The organism is Pseudomonas sp. TE3786 (assembly GCF_054057335.1).
Genome location: NZ_JBSRZF010000003.1, coordinates 347,034 through 366,193 on the forward strand (window position 1 = coordinate 347,034; position 19,160 = coordinate 366,193).

General features: G+C 60.7%; 19 protein-coding genes and 1 pseudogene. 18 read left to right on the plus strand and 2 right to left on the minus strand.

The annotated features are described in order from the left end of the window. Positions 1 to 27 precede the first annotated feature (27 nt). Entirely contained in the window at positions 28 to 4,434 is a 4,407-nt protein-coding gene (locus ACVW0Y_RS05945; RefSeq protein WP_457436716.1) for a response regulator, read from the plus strand. A 71-nt stretch (positions 4,435 to 4,505) separates the two neighbouring features. Here the strand turns inward: ACVW0Y_RS05945 and ACVW0Y_RS05950 are convergent, their stop codons facing one another. Next, positions 4,506 to 4,727, minus strand: coding sequence for a hypothetical protein (locus ACVW0Y_RS05950; RefSeq protein ID WP_457436718.1), 222 nt, complete (start codon positions 4,725 to 4,727; stop codon positions 4,506 to 4,508). Between the two features lie 194 nt (positions 4,728 to 4,921). Here ACVW0Y_RS05950 and cax point away from each other — a divergent pair, with 194 nt between their 5' ends. From cax to ACVW0Y_RS06035, 17 genes are all read left to right on the plus strand, one after another. Further along, a complete protein-coding gene (cax, locus tag ACVW0Y_RS05955; RefSeq protein ID WP_457436720.1) occupies positions 4,922 to 5,992 on the plus strand; it encodes a calcium/proton exchanger in 1,071 nt (356 codons plus the stop codon). Positions 5,993 to 6,011: 19 nt separating this feature from the next. Continuing rightward, the gene (locus ACVW0Y_RS05960; protein ID WP_457436722.1) at positions 6,012 to 7,769 is read left to right on the plus strand and encodes a SulP family inorganic anion transporter; all 1,758 of its coding nucleotides are present in this window, start codon (positions 6,012 to 6,014) and stop codon (positions 7,767 to 7,769) included. Between the two features lie 27 nt (positions 7,770 to 7,796). Further along, positions 7,797 to 8,258, plus strand: coding sequence for a hypothetical protein (locus ACVW0Y_RS05965; protein ID WP_457436724.1), 462 nt, complete (start codon positions 7,797 to 7,799; stop codon positions 8,256 to 8,258). 198 nt (positions 8,259 to 8,456) lie between these two features. Continuing rightward, the gene (locus ACVW0Y_RS05970; RefSeq protein WP_069900955.1) at positions 8,457 to 8,732 is read left to right on the plus strand and encodes a metal/formaldehyde-sensitive transcriptional repressor; all 276 of its coding nucleotides are present in this window, start codon (positions 8,457 to 8,459) and stop codon (positions 8,730 to 8,732) included. A gap of 20 nt (positions 8,733 to 8,752) precedes the next feature. Beyond that, on the plus strand, positions 8,753 to 9,673 hold the full coding sequence (dmeF, locus tag ACVW0Y_RS05975) for a CDF family Co(II)/Ni(II) efflux transporter DmeF (RefSeq protein ID WP_457436726.1): 921 nt from the start codon (positions 8,753 to 8,755) through the stop codon (positions 9,671 to 9,673). A gap of 39 nt (positions 9,674 to 9,712) precedes the next feature. Continuing rightward, the gene (locus ACVW0Y_RS05980; protein ID WP_457436728.1) at positions 9,713 to 10,084 is read left to right on the plus strand and encodes a hypothetical protein; all 372 of its coding nucleotides are present in this window, start codon (positions 9,713 to 9,715) and stop codon (positions 10,082 to 10,084) included. A 2-nt stretch (positions 10,085 to 10,086) separates the two neighbouring features. Further along, positions 10,087 to 10,269 carry a DUF1289 domain-containing protein gene (locus ACVW0Y_RS05985; protein ID WP_457436730.1) on the plus strand — a complete coding sequence of 61 codons (183 nt, stop codon included), beginning with the start codon at positions 10,087 to 10,089 and terminating at the stop codon, positions 10,267 to 10,269. Positions 10,270 to 10,733: 464 nt separating this feature from the next. After that, positions 10,734 to 11,162, plus strand: a complete 429-nt coding sequence (locus tag ACVW0Y_RS05990; RefSeq protein ID WP_108096769.1) for a hypothetical protein — start codon at positions 10,734 to 10,736, stop codon at positions 11,160 to 11,162. Beyond that, positions 11,159 to 11,626 carry a hypothetical protein gene (locus ACVW0Y_RS05995; protein ID WP_108096768.1) on the plus strand — a complete coding sequence of 156 codons (468 nt, stop codon included), beginning with the start codon at positions 11,159 to 11,161 and terminating at the stop codon, positions 11,624 to 11,626. Before ACVW0Y_RS05990 ends, ACVW0Y_RS05995 begins: the two co-directional genes overlap by 4 nt. Before the next feature lie 314 nt (positions 11,627 to 11,940). Further along, positions 11,941 to 12,618 (plus strand): thermostable hemolysin, encoded by a 678-nt coding sequence (locus tag ACVW0Y_RS06000; protein ID WP_457436732.1) that lies wholly within the window; start codon positions 11,941 to 11,943, stop codon positions 12,616 to 12,618. Further along, positions 12,608 to 14,074, plus strand: coding sequence for an AMP-binding protein (locus ACVW0Y_RS06005; protein ID WP_457436733.1), 1,467 nt, complete (start codon positions 12,608 to 12,610; stop codon positions 14,072 to 14,074). Before ACVW0Y_RS06000 ends, ACVW0Y_RS06005 begins: the two co-directional genes overlap by 11 nt. A 10-nt stretch (positions 14,075 to 14,084) precedes the next feature. Continuing rightward, positions 14,085 to 14,765, plus strand: coding sequence for a TenA family transcriptional regulator (locus ACVW0Y_RS06010; RefSeq protein WP_457436734.1), 681 nt, complete (start codon positions 14,085 to 14,087; stop codon positions 14,763 to 14,765). Then, on the plus strand, positions 14,752 to 15,555 hold the full coding sequence (locus ACVW0Y_RS06015; protein ID WP_457436736.1) for an SDR family oxidoreductase: 804 nt from the start codon (positions 14,752 to 14,754) through the stop codon (positions 15,553 to 15,555). Before ACVW0Y_RS06010 ends, ACVW0Y_RS06015 begins: the two co-directional genes overlap by 14 nt. Beyond that, a complete protein-coding gene (locus tag ACVW0Y_RS06020) occupies positions 15,552 to 16,208 on the plus strand; it encodes a hypothetical protein (RefSeq protein WP_457436737.1) in 657 nt (218 codons plus the stop codon). The genes ACVW0Y_RS06015 and ACVW0Y_RS06020 overlap by 4 nt, the downstream gene beginning before the upstream one ends. Before the next feature lie 27 nt (positions 16,209 to 16,235). Continuing rightward, a complete protein-coding gene (locus ACVW0Y_RS06025) occupies positions 16,236 to 16,892 on the plus strand; it encodes a response regulator (RefSeq protein WP_457436738.1) in 657 nt (218 codons plus the stop codon). A gap of 1 nt (position 16,893) precedes the next feature. Further along, on the plus strand, positions 16,894 to 18,264 hold the full coding sequence (locus ACVW0Y_RS06030; protein WP_457436739.1) for an ATP-binding protein: 1,371 nt from the start codon (positions 16,894 to 16,896) through the stop codon (positions 18,262 to 18,264). Between the two features lie 114 nt (positions 18,265 to 18,378). After that, on the plus strand, positions 18,379 to 18,960 hold the full coding sequence (locus ACVW0Y_RS06035) for a cytochrome b (protein ID WP_457436741.1): 582 nt from the start codon (positions 18,379 to 18,381) through the stop codon (positions 18,958 to 18,960). 105 nt (positions 18,961 to 19,065) lie between these two features. On the opposite strand, the pseudogene ACVW0Y_RS06040 reads toward ACVW0Y_RS06035, so the two are convergent. Beyond that, a pseudogene (locus ACVW0Y_RS06040) lies at positions 19,066 to 19,152 on the minus strand (GNAT family N-acetyltransferase); the annotation flags it as partial. Between the last annotated feature and the right edge of the window lie 8 nt (positions 19,153 to 19,160).

The window sequence follows — 19,160 nt, forward strand, 5'->3', positions numbered from 1 at the left end:
GTAAGCGTTGGTCACTAAGGATGTGCCATGGCCAGATTTCTCGCCCTGCTTGAACGCCTTCCGTTGTTGCACAAGCTGGTGCTCAGTTTCGCCGCGTTGTTGTTGTTGGTGCTGGTGCTCGGCGTGCAGAGCCTGCGCACCCAGGAATCGCTGAAGCGCGAGATGCAGAAGCTGTATCGCGAGGACTTAGTGGGCTTCCAGCACCTGGCCGAGGCACGGGTGCAACTACCCCAGGAGCTGCATGCATTGCAGCGAGCGGTGGCGACCAACAGTGGCGATGTGCGCGCTGAAGCTGTGGCAGAGCTGAATGATGCCCGCCAGCGGCTGCAGCAGGCTCTGGCCCAGGCGCGGCCGACCCTGCGCCTGCCGGTCAGTTTGGTGCGTTTGGCTGAATTCGAGGTGCTGATAGAGCGGCTGCAACACGACGGTGAGCAGGCCCTCGAACTGGCCGGCAAGGGCTACCAGGGCCAGGCTCTGTTACTGCTCAACAGCGGCGAGTTCCAGAGCATGGGCCGCAAGGCGGACACGCTGCTGGGGGATATGGCGAAATCCAAAGAGGTGTTTATTCACGACACTGCACTGGAGATTGCCGACTTCGCCGAGCGCAGCACGCTGCACACCTATGTGGTGTTGCTGGGTGGGCTGACGCTGGCGCTGCTGATGTCGTGGCTGGCCAGTCGCTCCATCCGCCAGCCGCTGAATCGTGTGCGCAATGCGGTGGACGAGCTGGCCGAGGGCCGGCTGGACCGTTATATCCCGCATACCGATTTTCATAACGAGACCGGCGATCTGGCCCGGGCGATTGCCAAGCTGCAGACCGAGTCGCAGCAGCTGGAGCGTCAGCGTTGGGTGAAAACGCATACCTCCGCCCTGCAGATCGACCTGCAACAAGCGGAAACGCCGGAGGAATTGGCGCAGGCGTTTTTCTGCCATATCGCGCCGCAGCTGAATATGTGTCAGGGCGCGATGTACGCCCTGTATGAAGGCGCATCACGTCTGCAGCTGCTGGGTGGTTACGCCATCGACAGCGAGCACCCGCCAGCGGCCGAGCTGGCTTTAGGCGAAGGCCTGCTCGGCCAGTGCGCCCTCGACCAGCAACCGCGCCAACTCAGCGATTTACCCGAACCGTTCTGGCATGTGCGTACGCAACTGGGTACCGCCCCGGCCAGCCATTTGCTGGTGCAGCCGGTACTGCGTGGCGAACGTTTGCTTGGCGTGCTGGAAATGTCCGGCTTTCAGCCGCTGCAAGAGCATCAGCAACTGCTGCTGCAGGAAGTGCTGCCCCGCCTGGCTGGTGCCATCGTGATTATGGAACGCAGCGAAGCGGCGAAAACCCTGCTGTTGGAAACCCGCCGGCAAGCCGACGAAATGGGGGCCCAGGCCCTGCAATTGGAACACCAGGCGCACGAGTTGGAAGTTCAGCAAGTGGCCCTGCGTGCTACTGAAGCCTGGTACCGCGGGATTATCGAGGCCGCGCCGGACGGCATGCTGGTGGTCGGTGCCGACGGTGCCATTCTGATGACCAACCCGCAACTGGACGCGCTGTTTGGCTACCAGCCTGGCGAGTTGATTGGTGCCAGCATCGAGCGCCTGGTGCCAGAGGGTGTGCGCGAGCGGCATGTGGCCCTGCGCGATGGTTTTATCGCCAGCGGCGGCACCCGTCAGATGGGTGGGGATGCGGAAGACCTGCGCGGTGTGCGTAAAGATGGCAGCCAGTTCTCGGTGGAAATCGGCCTGTCGCACCTGCCGCGCCTGGAAGGGCGAGGGGTATGCGTGTGCGCCTCGGTGCGTGACGTCAGCGAACGCCGCGTTATGGAAACCCGCCTGCGTACGGCCAGCGAGCGCCTCAACCTGGCTCAGGAAGCTGGCGATATCGGCTTGTTCGACGTCGATCTGGTCAGCGGCAGCAACTACTGGACGCCGCAACTGGAAAAAATGTTCGGCCTCGCCCCCGGCGAATTCGGCGGCACCCTGGAGCACTGGCAAACCCTGGTGCATCCCGATGACGTGGCGTACGCCAGCAGTGTGTTCGACAACGCCATTGCAAGCGGCAGCGACCGGGTGGAGTTTGACTTCCGCATCCTGCGCAAGAGTGATGGCGCGGTGTGCACCTTTAAATCGCTCAGCCGTTTTACCCGTGCCGCAGACGGCACACCGCTGCGCGCCACCGGGGTGAATATCGACGTCACGGCGCTGGCACAGGCGCGGGCAGTCGCCGAGGAGGCCACCCAGGCCAAGAGCGAATTCCTGGCCAATATGAGCCACGAGATCCGCACGCCGATGAACGCCATTATCGGCATGAGCCATCTGGCGCTGCGCACCGAGCTGGATAACCGCCAGCGCAACTACATCGAGAAGGTGCATCGCTCGGCAGAGAACCTGCTGGGGATCATCAACGACATCCTCGACTTCTCGAAAATCGAGGCCGGCAAGATGGGCCTGGAGGTTATTCCGTTCCGCCTCGAGGATGTGCTGGAGAACTTTGCCAGCATGGTCGGCCTGAAGGCGGAGGACAAAGGCCTGGAGCTGCTGTTCCGTACCGCCACCGATTTGCCGACGGCGCTGCTGGGCGATCCGCTGCGCCTGGGCCAGGTGCTGCTCAATCTCGGTAACAACGCGACCAAGTTCACCGAAACGGGCGAGATCGTGGTCAGCGTCGAGCGGGTAGGGGGTGACGACAAACAGGTGGAGCTGCTGTTTTCGGTACGCGACAGCGGTATCGGCATGAGCGAAGAGCAGTGCGCGCGGATGTTCCAGTCGTTCAGCCAGGCCGACAGCTCGATCACCCGCAAATACGGCGGCACCGGCCTGGGGCTGGCGATCTCCAAACGCCTGGTGGAATTGATGGAGGGCGATATCTGGGTGGAAAGCACCTTGGGCAGCGGTTCGACCTTCTTCTTCCGCGTCACCCTGGGCTTGGGCGAGGTGCAGCCGCGGCGAATGCTCACCGTCGACCAACTGCTCGGCGTGCGCGTACTGGTGGTGGACGATAACGCCAGTGCCCGCGAGATTCTGTCTGGCATGGCCAGCAGCTTTGGCGTCGAGGTGGATGTGGCCGACAGCGGCCGCAGCGCCCTGCGCATGCTGCAGGAAAGTGAGCAGAAGGCCCTGAACTATGACCTGGTGCTGATGGACTGGCGGATGCCGAGTATGGACGGGGTCGAAACGGTGCGGCAGATGCATGCGGCCAACCTTACCCAGACACCTTCGGTGATTATGGTTACCGCCTTTGGCCGCGAAGAGGTGCGCGAGCAGGCCGAGCGCCAGGGCGTGGAATTGCCCCAGGTGCTGACCAAACCGGTTACACCCTCGACCTTGCTCGAAGCCATTGGTGTGGCCCTCGGCCGGCGCACGCCGAGCGACAGTCGCGCCAACGAGCGTGGCCAGCAGAGCGCCCAGGCCATGACCAGCTTGCGCGGTGCGCATCTGTTGCTGGTAGAGGACAACGAACTGAACCGCGAACTGGCCATCGAGCTGTTGCAGGATGCCGGTATCGAAGTGAGCCAAGCCTTCGATGGCCAGCAGGCGCTGGATTGGCTGGCGCTGCATGAGGATGTCGATGGCGTGTTGATGGACTGCCAGATGCCGGTCATGGACGGCTACACCGCCACCACGCGGATTCGCGAGCAGGCGCAGTTTGCCGAGCTGCCAGTAATCGCCATGACCGCCAATGCCATGGACGGTGACCGCGAGCAGGCCTTGGCCTGTGGCATGAACGACCATATTTCCAAGCCACTGAACGTCGAGGCGATGTTTGCCACCCTGGCGAAATGGATTCACCCCAAACCCCAGATGCCGGACCGCGCCCCAGCCGGCACCGCGCCGGCAGCGCTGCTGACATTGCCGGCGCAACTGCCGGGTATCGATCAGACGGCCGGTCTGGCGACCTGCGTGGGCAAGGTGGAACTCTACCTGCGCCTGTTGCGTAAATTCCGCGCCAGCCAGGCGGCCTTCCGCGCTGATTTCCTCGCCGCCAGCAACAGTACCGATGCCACCGCCGCCGGGCGTGTGGCGCATACCTTGCGGGGCACAGCGGGTAATATCGGCGCCAAACAGCTCGCCACGGCGGCCGCCGCCTTGGAACAAGCCAGCCTGGCCGGTAGCAGCGAACAGGTGCCGCAGTTGCTCGACGAGGTTGAGCACTTGCTGACCCCGGTATTGGCCGGCCTGGCCGTGCTCGGCGAGCCGCAAGTGGCGCCGGCAGCAGCGGCTGCCCAGCCCGTCAGTGGTGAGTTGCGCGCCCAACTGGCCACCGTCCGCCAGCTGTTGGCCGAAAGCGATACCCAGGTGCTCACCGCGCTGCGCCAGCTGCAAAGCCAGACCGCCGACCCCAGCCTGACCAACCAACTGCGGCGTGTGGCCCAGCACACCGAGCAGTTCGATTTCGATGAGGCGTTGCAGGTGATGGAGGAGTTGGAAAAACAAATAGGCTAGCTGGTGCGGCAATCAATATGGCGCGCACCATCACGTGCCCACCACACGCTCCGTTGCCATCAACCGTAGCGTTATTGGCCACCTTGAGCGTGACGCAGGATGCGCCAGTGTTCCCGGGCCCAGTGTTTCACCGTGTCTTCGGGAAGTTGGTGAGGGGCATTGACGCGCGCCTCCAGGGTGCTGGCGAAGGTGGCGGCGGAACGCTCATCGAAGAAGCGAAACGTCAGACCGTAGGCTTGTACCAGCCAGATGGGGCGGTCCTGGCCGCAGACACGTTCGATCAGTAGGCTCACCGTGTTCTCCCATCCGTTGGCGGCGAAACAGCCCACTGGAGTGTAGTCAACAAACTGAAGCGGCACGCCCAGCCATTCAGGACCCAGGCTGGCGATATTTCTGCCTGGAGCAGCAGCCTGGCCGCAGCCCATCTATATTGCTTGGCACACCCTGGATGCCCTGTCCTTTTCGATGCCGACTCTGGGAACCCCTGATGCTTATATGGATGTTGGTATTTGTCCCCGTCGCCATCCTCCTGGAGCTGTTTGCCGGGCAGTACCACCTGCTGGTTTTCCTCGCGGCGGCCCTGGCAATCGTGCCACTGGCGGGCTGGCTGGGGCGTGCCACGGAGCAGTTGGCGGAGCGTTCAGGGGAGGGCGTGGGCGGTTTGCTGAATGCCACCTTCGGCAATGCCACCGAGCTGATCATTGCCCTGAGTGCCCTGCGCGCGGGCCTGCATGACATCGTGAAAGCCTCTATAGCGGGCTCCATTGTCGGCAATATTCTGCTGGTGCTGGGCGCCGCCATGCTGGCCGGCGGCTTGCGCCATAGCGAACAGCAGTACAACGCCTCGGCCGCCCGTTCCCAGGCGACTCTGCTGACCTTGGCAACCATCGCGCTGATCCTGCCGGCGGGTTACAGCGCGGCGGTGGCGTCGCGGGTACCCGACGGTCTCGCGTCCCTGAGCCTGTATATCTCCCTGGTGTTGTTGGTGGTGTACTGCCTGTTTCTGCTGTATTCGCTGGTTACCCACAGAGCGTTATTTGCCGGGGCACCAGACCTTCAAGAGCTATCGCCAGCGACCCTTTGGCCATTGAGCAAGGCGTTGCTGGTACTGGCGGCGGCCACCGTAATGATTGCCTGGATCAGCGAAATCATGGTGGCGGCGATAACTCCCAGTGCAAAACAGCTGGGCCTGAGCAACCTGTTTGTTGGGGTGTTTGTGGTGGCGATTCTGGGCAATGCCGCTGAACACGCATCCGCGGTGTCGGCCGCGATAAAAAATCGGATGGATCTGTCGTTGTCCATCGCCATTGGCTCTAGTGCCCAGGTCGCCTTGTTCGTTGCCCCAATCCTGGTGTTGGCCAGTTATATCGTTGGCCCGGCCCCTATGGATCTGGCGTTTTCCGGCGGCCTGGTGCTGAGCGTGTTGCTGGCCGTGTTGATCACTGGCCAGGTGGCCGGCGACGGTCGCTCGGACTGGCTCAAGGGCGTGCAACTGCTGGCGGTCTATCTGATTCTCGGCCTTGCCTATTTTCTAACCCCGGATGCAGCTGCATCCTGACCCACGGTGACCCACGCCCATGAGCCCATCCCCATCCGTTGATTCGGACCCTCTACCGCAGGCCCCGGCAGCCAGTACCCAAGGTTGGCAACGCTGGTTACCCGGCCTGCAGGTGCTGCGCCGCTATCAGCTCGATTGGCTACCCAAGGATCTGCTCGCCGGCCTGGTGCTGACCGCCATGCTGGTACCGGTAGGGATTGCCTATGCCGAGGCCTCCGGCGTGCCGGGCATCTATGGCTTGTACGCGACCATCGTGCCGCTGCTGGCCTACGCACTGTTCGGCCCCAGCCGCATTCTGGTGCTGGGCCCCGACTCGGCGCTGGTGGCGATCATTATCGCCGTGGTGCTACCGCTGTCGGACGGTGACCCGCTGCGCGCCATCGCCCTGGCCAGCGGCATGGCGCTGGTATCCGGGTTGATCTGCATCGGTGCGGGGTTGCTGCGCCTGGGCTTTATCACCGAGCTGCTGTCCAAACCGATCCGCTATGGCTATATGAACGGTATTGCCCTGACCGTGCTGATCAGCCAGACGCCGAAGCTGTTCGGCATTTCCATCGACAGCGACGGCCCGTTGCGCGACAGCCTTGCGCTGATTCAGGCCTTGCTCGCCGGGCAGGGCAATGGTTATGCCTTTGCCCTGGGAGCCGGCACCCTGGGGATTATTCTGCTGCTCAAACGTTTCGAGCGGCTACCCGGCATGTTGATCGCTGTGGTGGCGGCAACATTGGTGTCGGCGGCCTTCGATCTGCACGCCAGCCACGGCGTTAAGGTAGTGGGCTCGTTACCCCAGGGGTTGCCGAGCCTGGTCTGGCCCTGGTTCGCCATGGCCGACCTGCAGGCGGTGTTGCTTGGCGGCTGCGCGGTGGCGTTGGTGTCCTTCGCCGACACCAGCGTGCTGTCGCGTACCTATGCAGCGAAAAACCGCACCGTGGTCGACCCCAACCAGGAAATGCTCGGGCTGGGCATCGCCAATCTGGCCACCGGTCTGTTCCAGGGTTTTCCCATCAGTAGCAGCAGTTCCCGCACGCCAGTGGCCGAAGCCGCGGGTGCCCGTACCCAACTGACCGGAGTATTTGGTGCGCTCGGCGTTGCCTTGCTATTGGTATTCGCCCCCAACCTGCTGCAACACCTGCCCAATAGCGCCCTGGCCGCCGTGGTGATCGCCTCGGCCATTGGCCTGTTCGAGTTCAACGACCTGCGGCGTATCTACCGCATTCAGCGCTGGGAATTCTGGCTGTCGATCACCTGTTTCGTGGGCGTTGCGGTACTGGGCGCGGTGCCCGGTATCGGCCTGGCAGTGGTAGTGGCCGTTATCGAATTTCTCTGGGACGGCTGGCGCCCGCACTACGCCGTGCTCGGCCGCGTCGACGGCATTCGCGGCTACCACGACATCACGCGTTACCCCCATGCCCGCCTGGTGCCCGGCCTGGTGCTATTCCGCTGGGACGCGCCACTGTTCTTCGCCAACGCCGAACTGTTCCAGAACTGCGTACTGCAAGCCGTGACTCAGGCCGGCGCGCCGGTACGGCGCATCGTAGTGGCCGCCGAACCGGTCACCAGCGTGGACGTTACCTCGGCCGACATGCTGATCGAACTGGAACAACAACTACGCGACGCCGGCATCGAACTGCGCTTCGCCGAAATGAAAGACCCGGTACGCGACAAACTGCTACGCCTGGAAGTGCTCGACCAGATCGGCAGCGACATCTTCCAGCCCACCGTCGGTGCCGCAGTGGATACCTACTTGCAAGAACATGGAGTGGACTGGACGCCTTGAGCGCATCGGTACAACCGGAGACAGCGCATGGAACTGATCAAAAACCTCGCCACCTGCATCGGCGTGATCGCTGCGCTCTGGGGCCTGTACAAAGGCTTCCGCGAGTTCGCCCTGCAAGGCACGCAAAAGCGCGCGGACATGTTTCTAAAGAAACAGGGCGAATACTTCGCCAACCCCTCCTTTAACAAACTTCGCGGGTTGATCGACAGCAACGACGTGGCACTGATCAGCATCGAATTCGAAGAAAAACGCGCCTACCTGACCTTCTTCGAAGAAATCGCCGTACTGAAAAACAGCGGCCTGATCTCCGCCGACCTCGCTTATTACATGTTCGGCTACTACGCCACCAAGTGCCTGGAGAGCGAGAACTTCTGGGCGGACATGAACAAGCAGGACATCTTCTGGACTGTGTTTTTACGCTTTGCCACGGAGATGCAGGGAAGGTTGCGGGGGGAGGGGGAGGTGGTTAGTCATGCGATCAGGTTTTGAGGGGAGCGGCAGAGAGTGGGCCGTGGCGAAGGGCAGAAGTCGGCTAGAAGCGGACCCTCCACACCCCTCGCTCTCCCCTCGAAATTAAAGTCTCTCCTTCCCGCAAGGGCGCGTAGATAATCCCTCCCTCCGTCGAGCCTTGCATAGGTATAGGGGGTATACCTATCATGCGCAATGTATAGGTAGAGGGGGTATCCCATGGGTCACATTGCAGCAAACAAAGACGATCTTCTCAAACGCGTAAAACGCATCGCCGGACAAATCCAAGCCGTTGAGCGGGCATTGGAGTCGGACCTCGATTGCGCCAAAACACTGCACCTTGTTGCCGCTACTCGCGGAGCCATCAATGGCTTGATGGAGGAAATCATCGAGGAACACGCGCGGGAGCATGTCGCGAACCCTGCTCTCAGCGAAGAAGAGCGTAACAAAGGCGTCGAGGAACTTCTTGAAGCCATTCGCCGTTACTCCAAGTGAACGTATTCAGGAACACGCTCATGAACAGCACGAACATAAACTACACACACGACCATGTGTTCCTAGGCTCAGCACACGACGAAAATGCCAAGCGTACGCTTTGGGTTGTGGCGCTGACCGTTGTGATGATGGTTGGCGAGATCACCGCTGGCTATATCACGGGCTCGATGGCGTTACTGGCTGATGGCTTTCACATGGCAACTCATGCCGGCGCATTGGGCATCGCGGCGGCCGCTTATGGATACGCAAAACGCCACGCTTCCAGCCAGCGCTACAGTTTCGGTACCGGTAAGGTTGGAGACTTGGGCGGGTTCGCTTCGGCGCTGATTCTCGGTATGGTCTCCCTGGGAATTGGCGGTGAGTCTGTCATGCGCCTCTTGCAGCCAACGGAAGTTCAGTTCGGCACCGCTACGCTCATCGCGATTGCCGGTTTGGTCGTCAACATTGTCAGTGCCCTGCTGCTGGGCCACGGGCACAGTCATGGGCACGATCACGATCACGATCACGGCCATGCCCATCACGGGAACGACAACAATCTGAAATCGGCCTACGTCCACGTCATTGCAGACGCGCTGACCTCCGTTCTGGCGATTGCTGCATTGCTCGCCGGCCGGTACCTCGGCTGGGTGTGGCTGGACCCGGTCATGGGGATTGTCGGCGCCATTGTTATTGCGCGCTGGGCATGGACCTTGATGGGGGTCACCGCAGGAGTACTGCTGGATCAGACAGATGCACACGTTGCCGAGGAAATCCGCGAACTGGTTGAGAAACCGGGGGATGCCACTATCACGGACTTGCACGTCTGGCGGGTTGGACCGCAAGCCCATGCGGCCATCGTCAGCGTCCTTGGTGAGGCCACTGCGAACGCCGATAGCATTCGTGAACGTCTCAAGCCGGTTCACGAAGTCAGCCATCTGACGGTCGAGTTTCGACCTGTCTGATTAAGTGCCTCCCCACCAGTGTCTCTGAAGGAACCCGCATTGCCTCTAGGGAAACGTGAACTGGCACGAATCGAACGTCGGTTGATAACCACGCTTACCGAAGCATGCGAGACAGCAAAGGGTGAAATCAAAGGCTTTGCTTGGCTCACCCACATCGCTGACCTGAACGCGTTGGCTGAAACCCTGAAGGTAATCTGGGTATTTGAGACCCTGGCTGACAGAAAGCTCGCCCTGGTTGACGCTAAGGCGCGCATCTTTGAGTTGACGTCCATCGCGTTGAATGACGCCAACATCTACCTGATCCCTTCAGACCACAGTGTCCGCTTCGACTCTGAGGAGGAGTGTCAGCGAGCTCACGGAGGCGACTGGAAAATCCGCCTGACTCAATCACGTGTGGCCAAAGGTGGCTGACAATGTCTAAAGAAATAGAGAATCCCTGCATCTCAGTTTGCCAGCTCAGTGGTGATCTGTGTGTGAGCTGCGGGCGAAGCAAGGAAGACATCAGAAAGTGGAAACGCATGAAGCGGCCTGAAAAAATGGCCGCGGTGCAAAGGGCGAATGTGCGCTTGAAAGGGCTGAAGAAAGCACAGGGATAGTCACTTGTTCTGGATGACCGCTATGGGTCGTTTTCAGCCTGCCACCACAGGCAGAAAACGGCCAGAAGCAGCCGGTCGCGAGAAGCAGAAAACGTCCATTAGCGTTTACTCAAAGTTTGGTCGGGCGTTTTTATACACTCTGGCCAGAAGCCTTCTCAGCCCCTACAGCCCTATGACTACGGCTATTGTCCAGCCAGCAAAAAACTGTACAAATATTGCCATCGCTGAGTAAGGAATCAGTGTGGCCAGGCGCACTATATTTGACCCGGTTTGAGATTTGTAGACGAAAACGTTGCCGATAATAAATCCAGTGATGGCTGGCAGGATCACTAATAGGAGAGTGAGGCGATTCTTTCCCACTGCTGTCATTGGCGATGTGACAGCTACTGTGATAGTGGCCGCGAAGTAGGCGGCAATCATGATCCCTAGATCAAACGCCCCCCGCAAAAACAGGAAGCGCCCGTATGCACCCGTCCCTACAACACGCCCTCGACATCATCAGCATTGAGCGAAACGCGACCGAATACTCCCAGGCGTTCGACGCCGTACTTGAAGTGATCAACGTATTTGGCGAGCCTGACCTAGCCAATCGCCTGTTTGCGGAAATCCCCCGCGCGGTGCCCGAAACGTTGGTTACCGAACTGTTCAATCTGTTGGCTTGGCAAACCAACGACAACGGCGCGGCGATGACGCGTGAGGTCGAGGCGTGGCTGAGGGAAGGGCTGGATGTTCGCAAGCTGAAGATTGCAATGGGGCTGGAGGTCTACCCATTTCCAGACGCACAAGAGATGTATCAGGTGCTGTCCACACTTGCTGAGGTAGTCCCGGAAGTGGCGGCAAGATGCCAGGGGCTTATCACCTTACGCAAAGCGAGCTCGCACGGTTTAACATGAGCAAACAAAAGAAAGACCCTGCGCATATAGCCAAGCCTGGCGTGTCACACGGGTCAGATTCAAATGCCTCAGGGGTTCGCCTCCGCGAAGGCCAACCGCTCGTGGACGTGCTGGGCCACATTGCCCAGGGCGGGCCTGAATGGGCGTCCCGCTACGTCACGCTGAGCTTCGCCGGCCCCGTCAATGGCTGGGTGTTGCTATATCCCTTAGAGAGCTCTGCTGCGTCTTATTTTGACTTTAGGTACGAGGCCAGCGAGCCACCTCAGAAGGTGCTGGCTGCACTACTTGAACAGTATCCGCAGTGCAGCGTGATCGACTGGTCGCGCGGTCGGTTGGCGTGCCTGGAAGCCCCGGGTGTGAACGTTGACTCGCTCGCCGCAATCATTCAACAAGTGGCGAGCTTGGTGTGGGGAGAACGGAGCCAGCTTGTCGATGGCTGGTACCGGGAAATGGGCAGGGCTTGAAACGTCTGCTCGCCCCACGGAATCTTGTAGCGCATTTTTCGCTTCCAGCGATTGACCAATTCAGCACATGCCGCTATCGGCCAGAAGCTGACATTCAGCCCATCGATTACTGCATTCTCACAATGCATCGGGCGTAGTGGTGCGGTCAGGTCGTCATGCTCATAAAGACTCAGGCAGTTCTTGCTGATTAACGAAAACAAGGCGGTCGCCGGGGTATAGCTGAGTGGACTCATCGCGTTGAAAACGATCTTCAGAGTTCATTAAGGTTCGTTGTCGATAGTGCCTCCATCGAATGACCGTTGGAGGGGATGTCGATGATCGATACCGAGTGGAATACCTCGTTTCCGTTGAGTTTTGGTCCTGACGCACAGCGCCCGTTGACGTTGTCGCTGGTGCGTGAGCAAACGCCGGAACGCGCTCCGGTAGAGGCGTTTATCCAGGAGCGGTTTGCGGCGGTGCATCACGCCGACATTCATCATTTCATGCCCGATCTGATGGCCTTGCATGATCGCCAAGGTCAACTCTGTGCTGCCGTAGGAGCCCGATTGGGCCGCGACGGCCAGCTGTTTATCGAGCAGTACCTGCAAAATCCGGTTGAGCATGTGGTTTCGCTGGTCGCGGGTGAATCGGTAGAGCGCCGTCGCGTGGTCGAGGTCGGAAATCTGGCGGCGCGAAATGCCGGCAGCGCCCGACTGATTATTGTCGCGATGACCTGGCTGCTGGCCCGTCATGGCCTGGAATGGGTGGTGTTCACCGGGGCTGCCACGCTGATCAACAGCTTTCAGCGTCTGGGCCTGGAGCCACTGCTGCTGTGTGATGCCGACCCCGCGAAGCTCGGGCTCGAGCAGGCTGCGTGGGGAAATTATTACACCCAGCATCCGCATGTTTACGCCGGCAATATCCGCTTCGGTCTGGAGCAATTGGAAACCAGTGGCGTGTTGGCACGCCTGGGTTTTCCTTTTTTTGATGCGGAGCATTGCCATGCAGCATGAGCTGGCGGCGCTGCGCACAGCGTTACAGAACCACCGACTGATTCGTCCCGCGGTGTATGCGCTACGAGGGGCGAGCAGTCGCTTCGATTACCAACAGTTGTGGGACGGCATCGAGCAGCGTCAAGCCTTGCTTGCGGCGCATACCGGCAAGGTCTTCGCGCTGGTAATGGACAACAGTCCGGAAGCCGTTCTATGGGACTTGGCGGTCTTGTTTGCCGGTTTGCCCTGCGTAATCCTGCCACCCTTTTTTACCCAGGCCCAACGTGCGCATTGCTTTGACCAGAGTCAGGTGGACATTGCCATAGCTGATGAGTCCATGACGGCGGATATGGAGTTGGCGGGCTTTCATCGCGAAGGCGTGTTTTGGCGACGCACTCAGCGCGCTGATCCGGGTATTCCCGCCGGTACGGCAAAGATCACCTACACCTCGGGCACCACCGGCACCCCCAAGGGCGTGTGCCTGAGCGCAGACGCCTTGCTGCGGGTAGCGCAGGAGTTGCAAAGCGCCAGTCGCGCTGCCGCGCCCGAGCGCTATCTGGCGGTGCTGCCCTTGGCCGTGCTGCTGGAAAACCTGGGCATCTATGCCGCGTTACTGGCCGGGGCGAGCATTACTGTGTCGTCCCAGCAGCAGATGGGCATCAACGGTGCCTCCGGTGTGGAATGGCCACGCTTGCTCGGCACGCTGGTAATGAGTGGCGCGCAAAGCCTGATTCTGGTGCCGCAACTGTTGCTGGGGTTGGTCACGGCCATCGAACGCGAGCTAGTGGCTGCCGAGCAGTTCCGTTTCGTGGCGGTGGGTGGTGCGCGGGTTTCGGCGGACCTGCTACAGCGTGCTGCGAACGTCAATCTGCCGGTGTACCAGGGCTACGGTCTGTCCGAGTGTGCCTCGGTGGTCTGTCTGAACCGCCCCGGGCACAACCGCCCGGGTAGCGTCGGCCGGCCATTGCCACATGTCACGGTGCGCTTGGGCGATGACGGCGAAGTGCTGGTCAGCGGGTCGGCGTTGCTGGGCTATCTCGGCGATCAAGCTTTCAGCGGCGAGTGGCTGCATACCGGTGATATCGGTGAGTTCGACGCCGACGGTTATCTGTTTTTAAAGGGCCGTAAAAAGCACCAGTTCATCACCAGCTTCGGTCGCAACGTCAACCCGGATTGGGTCGAGGCCGAGTTGACCCAGCGCGGCACCATTGCCCAGGCATTTGTGCATGGCGAAGGGTTGAACCACAACCTCGCACTGCTGTGGCCGCTAGACCCCAATTGCAGCGACGAGACACTCGCCGCGACGGTCGCCCAGGCCAATGCGCAACTACCGGATTACGCCCAGGTGCATGCCTGGCAGCGCCTTCCCACAGCATTTACCGCAGACAACGGCTTGCTCACCAGCAATGGTCGCCTGCGCCGTGAAGCGATCTTGTCGCGTTATCGCGATGCCCTTTCAAAACTCGTAACCGAGTGAGGCTCATACCATGATTTTTTTTGACCAACTGCAAGCCGCTACGGCCCAGGAGCGCCAGGCGCTGTTCAGCGTACCGGTCATTCGTGAGGCATTGGCCGGCGAAGTCAGCCTGGATAGCTATCGCGCGTTTCTCACCCAGGCCTATTACCACGTTCGCCATACCGTGCCGTTGATGATGGCATGCGGTGCCCGGCTGCCCAGTCGCCTGGAGTGGCTGCGTGGCGCGGTGTGCGAGTACATCGAGGAGGAATATGGCCACGAAAAGTGGATTCTCAATGACATCCGTGCCTGCGGCGGTGATGCCGATCAGGTGCGCGACGGGCAACCCGCGCAGCCGATCGAACTGATGGTGAGTTTTCTCTACGACCTGATTGCGCGAGGTAATCCGGTGGGACTGTTTGGCATGGTCAATGTGCTGGAGGGCACCAGCATTGCGTTGGCCACCCAGGCGGCAAACACCATTCAGCAACGGCTGGAGTTGCCGGCCAGCGCTTTCAGTTATCTGTCCTCCCATGGCACCCTGGATATCGATCACATGGACACCTATCGCAGTCTGATGAACCAGCTGGAAGATCCCGAAGACCAGCAAGCGGTCATCCACGCCAGTAAAGTTGTTTACCACCTCTATACCGAAATGTTCCGTGGTCTGCCGCGCGCTGAAGCCACCGAGGTGCGGCATGCTGCTGTCTGATTGCCGGGTGGTGCTCACCGGTGCCACGGGGGGGATCGGTCTGGCGCTGGTCGAGCACCTCTGCGCCGCGGGGGCACAGGTGCTGGCCGTCACCCGTCAGCCGGCCGCCCTGGCTACGTTGGTGGCGCGCTACCCCCTGCAACTGCATCAGGTGACTGCCGACTTGCGCACCAGCGCCGGTCGCCATGCCGTGGTTGAGGCCGCGCGTCACCTGGGTGGGGTGAACCTGTTGTTGAACGGCGCGGGGGTGAACCGCTTCGCGTTGATCGAGCAGCTCGACGACCACGATATTGCCGACATGTTGACGGTGAATGTGATCGCCACCCTGCAGTTGACGCGTGCCATGTTGCCGATTCTGCGCAGCCAGCCCCACGCGCTGGTGGTCAATGTCGGGTCCACCTACGGCTCGATCGGTTACCCCGGCTACGCCGTGTACTGCGCGAGCAAATTCGCCTTGCGCGGCTTTTCCGAAGCGCTGCGTCGAGAGCTCGCCGACACCGAGGTGAACGTGCTGTACGTGGCACCAAGGGCAACCCGTACCAGCATGAACAGTGCCGCCGCCATGGCACTCAACAAGGCACTCGGGGCCAGCGTCGATGAACCCCAACGGGTAGCGCGTGAAGTGATGGGTGCCATCCAGAAAGACTTGATTGAGCTGTACCTGGGTTGGCCGGAAAAACTCTTTGTGCGCCTCAATGGCTTGCTACCTGGGGTCGTCGATCGTGCGTTGCGCAAGCAACTGCCGGTTATTCGCAGTTTTATTCACCCACATGAGAATCCCCCACAATGAACAGAAGGTTGTTTGCGCCGGTTATCGCCGTGCTGGGTGTACTGCTCCAACCATCAGCCTGGGCCCTGGACGAGGCCGGCAGTCAGCGCCTGCTGAGCATTCAGCAGCGTTGGGCTGAGGTGCAATACGACACCCCGGAAAAACAGAAACCGGCCGAGTTCGAGAAGCTGGCGCTGCAGGCACAAGCGTTCACCCAGGAGCAGCCCACAGCCGCCGAGGCCTGGATCTGGAACGGTATTGTGGTGAGCAGTTGGGCAGGTGCCGAGGGCGGATTGGGCGCATTGGGTAAAGCCAAGCAATCCAAGGCGTCGCTGGAAAAGGCGTTGCAGTTGGACCCAACGGCATTGCAGGGTTCGGCCTACACCAGCCTGGCGGCGTTGTACGATCGAGTGCCCGGGTGGCCGATTGGTTTTGGCGACGCCGATAAGGCCGATGCCTTGCTGCGCAGCGCACTGCAACTGAACCCCAACGGTATCGATAGCCTGTACTTCTGGGGCGACCACCTGTACCGGCAAGGCAACTATGCCGGGGCCAAAGCCGCGTTGCTCAAGGCCAAGCAGGCTGCGCCACGAGCGGGGCGCGAGTTGGCGGATGAGGGCCGGCGCGGCGAGATCGATGCTTTACTCAAGGACGTTGAACATAAGCTCGACTGACTGAGCTTTCTGCCATTAAGGACACCCATGCGTTTGTTGCTTGTGGAAGACGATACCGCCCTCGGTGAGGGCGTACGCGCCGGATTGCGTGCGGAGGGCTACACCGTGGACTGGCTGCAGGATGGTGTCAGCGCGGTGCATGCCTTGCTCTGCGAAACCTTCGACCTGATGGTGCTGGATCTGGGCTTGCCCAGGCTCAGCGGCATTCACGTGTTACAACAGATCCGCCAGGGCGGCTGTGACCTGCCGGTGCTGATCCTTACCGCGCGCGATGACACCGATGACCGCATTGCCGGCCTGGATGCCGGCGCGGACGATTACCTGGTCAAACCCTTCGACCTCAATGAGCTCAAAGCCCGTTTGCGCGCGCTGTTAAGGCGCAGTGCCGGGCGCGCACAGGTGGTGGTCGAACATGCGGGCGTCAGTCTCGACCCGGCCACCCAGCAGGTGCGTTACCAGGGAGCGGCGGTCGTGCTCACGCCCAAGGAATATGTGCTGCTGCATGAACTGTTGGCGCAACCGGGCAAGGTGTTTACTCGCGAGCGACTCACGCAACTCTTGTATGGCTGGGATGAGGAAGCGGAGAGCAATACGCTCGAAGTGCACATCCACCACCTGCGCAAAAAGCTGTTTTCCGAACTGATCCGAACCGTGCGCGGTATTGGTTATCTGGTGGAGCGCTGAAATGACGTCGTTGCGCCATCGCACGCTGTGGTTGGTGTTGGCTTTGCTGATCCTGGGCACGCTGACCATCAGCATTTACAACTTCCACGACAGCAGCCATGAGATTGCCGAGATCTATGACGCCCAGCTGGCGCAAAGCGCCAGGTTGTTGCAGGGCGTGGTGCAGATGCCACTGCCTGCTGAGCAGCGCCAGCAACTGTTCGAGGCGTTCAACAACGCCCTGAGTCAGGCTGGGCGGCACAAGATCGGGCACCCCTACGAAGGCAAAATGGCCTTTCAAGTATGGGATCTGCAGGGTAAAAGCCTGGTCCGCTCGGCCAGTGCTCCGCTGTTTGAACAACCCCCCAGCAGCCCCGGGTTTGCCGAAGTCAGCATTGCCGGTTCGGGCTGGCATGGCTTTCTGCTGCCTGACGAACGACATGGCCTGCGCATCTGGGTGGGCGAGCGGGACGATGTCCGGCAGGACCTGGTGAACCGCATCGTGCGGCACACGCTGATTCCCAATCTGATCGGTATCGTGGTGCTGGCCGTGCTGGTCTGGTTAGCCATCGGTTGGGGGCTGAAACCCTTGCAGAATATGGCTCAGGTGATTCGTGCCCGGCACGCTGAGTCCCTGGAACCCTTGCTGCTGACACCCTTGCCCAGGGAACTGGAACCGATGCAGGCGGCGCTGAACCGGCTGCTGTCGCAGATCGGCCACTTGCTACAGCGCGAACGGCGTTTTATTGGCGATGCCGCTCACGAAATGCGTACGCCGCTGGCGATTCTGCGTATTCATGTGCAGAACGCCCTGGAAGCGCAAAACGATGCGTCACGCGAGCAAGCGTTGCAGTTTCTGCTGGGTGGCGTGGACCGCTTGACCCGAGTGGTCAATCAGCTATTGACCATGGCCAGGGTCGAGCCGGAAACGGCGCGCAAAGACTGGCAGGTAGTCGATATCCAGAGCGTGGTGCGCGAGACCCTGGCCGACCTGACACCGTTGCTCCTGGACCGAGGGCTGGAGCTGTCCCTGGATGTAGCGGCGGGGGAGTACCAGACAACCAGCGACGCACAGGCCATTGGCATTGCCTTGCAGAATCTGGTGACCAACGCCGCCAACTTCTCGCCGGCGGGCGGCGAAGTCACCGTGCAACTCAAAGAGGCTGGAAACGCCCAGTTCCTTCTGAGTGTTCGAGACCGGGGGGCGGGCATTGACGAAGCAAAAATCGAACGCCTTTTCGAGCGCTTCTATAGCCGCGACAACCCCAATGGCGCAGGTCTGGGGCTATCGATTGTGGAAATGATCGCCAAGCGCCTGGGCGGCGGCATTGAACTGCAGAACCACCCCGAGGGCGGGCTGCTCGCCACCTTGTCGATTCCCAGGAACGGCTGAGGCGCGCGGTCATTTGCCACCCTTGTGTTTGCTTCAGACTTCATTAAGCCAGGCTCGCGATACTGCCTCTGAACCCACAGCGCCACTTCGGTGGCCTAACGAGTAGAGGGGCATATGGCCGATCTCATCCGTTCAACTGTCACAGCGCCCACACCCCATAATGCGCGTCACGCTGTTTTCGCTCGCTATGGTCGAACCTCCCGCTACCTGCATTGGCTGATGGCCGGGTTGGTGATTCTTGCTTACCTGCTGATTGAGGGCCGCGGCTGGTTTCCCAAGGGCAGCGCGCTGAAGACGCTATTTGTCCAAGGGCATTTCTGGGTCGGGCTGGTGGTGTTGGCGCTGGTGTTGCCCAGGCTGCTGGCCCGCTTGCGAAGCCCGGCACCCCTTGTGCACCCGCCGCTCAAGCCGATGGTGCAGCTGGCATCGCGTCTGACCCACCTGGCGCTCTACGGCTTCTTGCTGATCCAGCCGCTGATGGGCCTGGCGATTGTTCTGCTTGAGCGCGGCGGTATTCCATTGGGCGGCCTGACTATCGCGTCGCCCTTTGCGCTGAACAAGCCGTTGGCGCACAGCGTGGAAGCGGCCCATGTCTTCGTCGGCACAGCGTTCTACTACGTCATCGGTGTGCATATCGCTGCCGCGTTGTGGCATCACTTTTATCTGCGTGACACGGTGCTCAAACGCATGCTCTAGCGTTATTGGTCTTTGCGCAGCAAGTGCGCCACAACGTTCCAGCTCTGGGGTGCTTTGATCAAATCAACGACCGTAACCTGGTGATTGCAAGCGCCACTGAAGAGCAGCGGGCAGGTCTTCGAGGAAATGCCGCTGCACCAATTCCCGCACAGTAGCGCGGACGCGTTGGTCGTAGCCGGGGCGTTCGGAAAACGTAGGGT